Raw genomic sequence first — 4,483 nt, 5'->3', positions numbered from 1 at the left:
AGATACTGAAATAACATCTTCTATGCTTGAACAGGAATTCGGTTCAACAGTTAATGAAATTGTTGAAGGTGTTACAAAACTTGATAAACTGCGCTTCCACGATTATAAAGAAGCTCAGATGGAAAACTTCAGAAAAATGATCCTTGCAATGACAAAGGACATTAGAGTTATCCTAATCAAGCTCGCCGACAGAACCCATAATATGCGCACTCTAGGTGCTCTAAGACCTGATAAAAGAGTACGCATCGCAAAAGAAACCCTCGAAGTATTCGTTCCAATAGCAAACAGACTTGGTATTTCTGATGTAAGAGCAGAACTTGAAGAGCTATGCATGGCATCTATCTATCCAATGAGATACCGTGTGTTAAAAGCAGCTGTTACAAGAGCAAGAAACAACAGAAAAGAAGTAGTGTCTGGTATCCTTGAGGCTATTACAGGCAGACTAAAAGAAGCAGGAATTGAAGGAAGAGTAACAGGTAGGGAAAAAAGACTGTATTCCATATACAGAAAAATGGTACAGAAGGAACTACAGTTCAGAGAAATCATGGATGTTTATGGTTTCAGAATTATTCTTAAAGATGTAGATTCCTGTTACAGAGTACTAGGACAGATGCATAATCTATTTAAACCTCGGCCAAACGGTTTTAAAGATTATATTGCAATTCCAAAACTTAATGGCTATCAGTCATTGCATACCTCCCTTGTAGGCCCTCATGGTGTGCCTATTGAAATACAGATTAGAACAGAGCTGATGGATCATATGGCAGCACGTGGTGTTGCAGCTCATTGGTCATATAAAGAAAACGGATCTAAAGCTGTTTCAACAGCATCTCAGAAAAATGCTCAGGATTGGATTAAGAACCTAATAGACTTACAGCAAAGTGCAGGATCTTCACTTGAATTCGTTGAAGATGTTAAAACGGATCTATTCCCAGACTCAATCTTCGTATTTACACCTGATGGAACCATCTATAACCTTCCAAAAGGTGCAACTCCAGTTGATTTTGCATATGCTCTTCATACCGATATAGGACATCATTGTATTGGTGCTAGAGTTAACCATCATGTATTCCCATTATCAAGATCGTTACAGTCTGGACAATCTATTGAAATTATTACTTCAAAGAATTCATGTCCTAATGCTATCTGGTTATCCACTGTTGTAACATCAAAGGCTAGATCCTGTATCAGACAGTACTTAAAAGGTCTACGATCACAAGAATGTGTACTTATTGGAAGAAGACTGCTTCAGAATACACTGCGTTCAGTTCGAATTGAATCTCTAACTCAAGATCAGATTCAGAGTATTCTAGATAACTTCAATGAAAAGGATATGAATGCTCTGTTTAGCGATATTGCAATGGGTAATATCCTCACTGTAGCTGTTGCAAAATTCTTAGATCCCGATTCTCATCACCACCATGAACTGCCTGTAAAAGGTACTGGTGGCTTACCATTCACATTTGCACAGTGCTGTATGCCAATACCTGGCGACAATATCATAGCTCATATTGCACAGGGTCGCGGTATTGTTATTCACAACGAAAACTGTAAAAACTTCAGAGAAGAAGATAGAGTTCCTGGTAAAGTTTTAAATGTAAGCTGGAACATGGCAGTAACTGCAAATATGGACTTTAAGACTACCCTCTTAATTGAACTAAACAACCGTCAGGGTATTCTTTCTGAAATATCTAATGCTGTTGATATCGCAGGTTCTAAGATAGAAAGTATCAATTCTGATCTGAAAGACGAAAAAACATTCCTTATCAATCTTATTGTTACAGTTAGAGATAGCCTACACCTGACAAGTGTTATAAAACGAATAAAAGCAGTTCCAAATGTGATCTCAGTCTATCGCAGACGATAGTATTCTCTTGTAAAGTCACCTTTGTTTTTCTATATTTTCTATATACAAATCAAAATAATAGGTGGCAATCATGAACAAGTACGCCAAAGAATTTATTGATGAAAAGACTCTTATCTCTGATAAAGACAAATTAGAGCAGTTCTATATTGATAATACTGAAGATTTAACCTTTATCAATGACGAAAATCTCACGCTTACAGCCACCAGACTGAAAGTTAAAGATCCAGTGAATTCTTTAGTGATAATCCCAGGAAGAGGTGAAATTGCTCATAAATTCTATGAATTTTTCTACACTCTTTATAAGCTGAAAATCGAGGCAATTGTCATTTTTGCCAGAGGTCAGGCAGCATCATCAAGAATATTAAAAGATAAAAACAAATGTCATATAGAAAGATTTGAGGATTTAGCAAAAGATATCTGCTTTGTTCTTGAAAAACTTAATATAGACAACTATAAACTACTTGCATTCTCCCTAGGTGGATTGATTTCTCTTGATATCATCAAGAACATGAAGAGAAGACCTTCAAAAGCTGCTTTAATTGCTCCATATATATGGCCATATTTCAAACTACCAGATTCTATACTCAAATCATTCGTATTCCTCGCAGGAACATTACCATTCGTTAGAACGATGTATACCCCTCATGGAAAGGAATATAAGAGATTGGAATTTGTAGGAAATCACCATGCCCAGTCAAAGGTACGTTTTGAAAATTATCATGATTATTTTGCTGAGCACAGAGAAATAGCAATTGGTGGCCCTACCTACCATTTTGTAAAAGAAGCAATGAAAAAGCAGTTAGAGCTTATAAACTCTGACTTTGAATTCGATATTGACATATATTGTCAGAGTGCTGGAAAAGACAAAGTTGTTTCTACTCCAAAAGCAAAAGAATTTTTCCAAAAGCATATGAATGACAAATGTAAACCTCGTTTTGAAATAATTGAGAATTGTTTTCATGATTTGATAAACGAAAGTGATGAATATAGAATAGATGCACTAGCAAAAGCTTTAGAATTTCTATTCGATTAGGTTATAAACATGACAGATAATTCAATTGTTGAGGAAAAAATTCCCGTAAATATCATTACCGGTTTTCTTGGAAGTGGAAAAACAACATTACTCAATCACTGGGTAAATTCAAAAGAATTCAAAGATACTCTGGTTCTGATTAATGAATTTGGCGATGTAGGTCTTGATCATGAACTAGTAGAATCAGTGGATTCTTCTGTTGTTTTACTTCAATCTGGTTGTATATGCTGCTCACTGCAAGGAGCATTAGTAGACAGCCTTGTAACTAATCTAATCAAGGCTGAACGAGGAGAAATTCCAAGATTCAAACGAGTTATCATCGAAACAACAGGCCTTGCTGATCCTGCTGGTGTTATCAGCACTTTAAATGGTGATGATTATTTACTTGATCATTACTACCATGACGGTACCATCACTGTTCTTGATGGAGCTAATATTAGAGATCAATTAAAGAAACAATACGAAGCAGTAAAGCAGATTGCACTTGCAGATATTATTATCGTAAGCAAAACAGATATGATAGATTCAGACGAACTTGATTCTATCTATGAAGCCGCACAAAAAATTAATCCCTCTGTAAAAATCTATCCTGCTGTAAAAGGTAATTTATCTCCTAACATTCTGTTTGAAGTAGGACCTTATAAGGATCACGATGCTGCATATGATAAGAAGGTTAGCTCCTGGATTTCTATAAACACAACATCAAATGGATTTGCATCTTCTTTCAGACCTGCAACAGTTTCTGGTGATGTTGGAGTTGCAAAACAGAAAATTATTGCTCATTCTGATATTGATTCCTTTGCATTGGAATTTGATACTCCTCTTGAGCCTTTAGCTCTATTAGCAGCATTATCTGCTGTCACAACTCAGTATGGTGACTCTCTATTAAGACTCAAAGGCATTCTAGATCTTAAAGATCAGGATAAACCTGTTGTAGTTCATGGTGTAGTAGGAAACCTATATCCATTATCAGAACTGCACTCATGGCCACAGGGACAAAAGAAATCCAAGCTTGTATTTATCTGCAGAAAGAGCGTGCTTGAGCAGATAAAACATATGTTCAATGAGGTAATGTCAGATCCTGAATCAGCTTCAAAAGCTTATTATCAGAGTATGATAGACAATATTGAGAGAGCCGACGATTTAGACAATCCTTACGGAAACTCTTACTAAAAAGACTTATTTTGCATAAAATTATGCATCTGATTCTACGAACATAACGAAAAAGAATTCTCTGATTTTTCAAAGAATTCTTTTTGTTTAACTTCCGATTGTAACTAAGAACGTCATAATTTAAAAATAATCCCAAAGTGGGATTATTTTTAAGGACTTTATTACTGAATTTCTTCTCTTGTTGTATCACCGGTTACAACGATTTCAACACGACGATCTGGTGCTAAACAGTTAATTAAGTTTGTACGGCCCTTTACGCCATCACACTTATTTCCTGTTACAGGTGAGCTCTTACCCTTACCTTCTGATACATTTACCTTAACGCCCTTTGCCTGAAGCTCATTTGATACTGCATCAGCACGGCGCTGTGATAACTTGTTGTTGTATGCATCAGAGCCTAAACGATCTGT

General features: G+C 36.0%; 4 protein-coding genes. 3 read left to right on the top strand and 1 reads right to left on the bottom strand.

Annotated elements, in window-relative coordinates; genetic code table 11:
- From ACJML3_RS03115 to ACJML3_RS03105, 3 genes are all read left to right on the top strand, one after another.
- On the top strand, positions 1-1,867 hold a 1,867-nt coding region (locus ACJML3_RS03115), incomplete at its 5' end, for a RelA/SpoT family protein (protein WP_406020525.1).
- 70 nt (positions 1,868-1,937) lie between these two features.
- On the top strand, positions 1,938-2,900 hold the full coding sequence (locus ACJML3_RS03110; RefSeq protein ID WP_406020523.1) for an alpha/beta fold hydrolase: 963 nt from the start codon (positions 1,938-1,940) through the stop codon (positions 2,898-2,900).
- A gap of 9 nt (positions 2,901-2,909) precedes the next feature.
- On the top strand, positions 2,910-4,073 hold the full coding sequence (locus ACJML3_RS03105; protein WP_406020521.1) for a CobW family GTP-binding protein: 1,164 nt from the start codon (positions 2,910-2,912) through the stop codon (positions 4,071-4,073).
- A gap of 161 nt (positions 4,074-4,234) precedes the next feature.
- On the opposite strand, the gene ACJML3_RS03100 is transcribed toward ACJML3_RS03105, so the two are convergent.
- Positions 4,235-4,483, bottom strand: a 249-nt coding sequence (locus ACJML3_RS03100; protein ID WP_406020519.1) for an OmpA family protein, incomplete at its 5' end; no start/stop codon positions are given.

This window comes from Succinivibrio sp. (genome assembly GCF_045124615.1).
GTDB lineage: Bacteria > Pseudomonadota > Gammaproteobacteria > Enterobacterales > Succinivibrionaceae > Succinivibrio > Succinivibrio faecicola.
The sequence above is the reverse complement of the archived record's forward strand: the minus strand, read 5'-3'. Positions and strand labels throughout refer to the sequence as shown.

Coding starts and splice junctions, on each gene's coding strand:
- ACJML3_RS03110 (WP_406020523.1), top strand. CDS start 1,938: ATGAACAAGTACGCCAAAGAATTTATTGATGAAAAGACTCTTATCTCT.
- ACJML3_RS03105 (WP_406020521.1), top strand. CDS start 2,910: ATGACAGATAATTCAATTGTTGAGGAAAAAATTCCCGTAAATATCATT.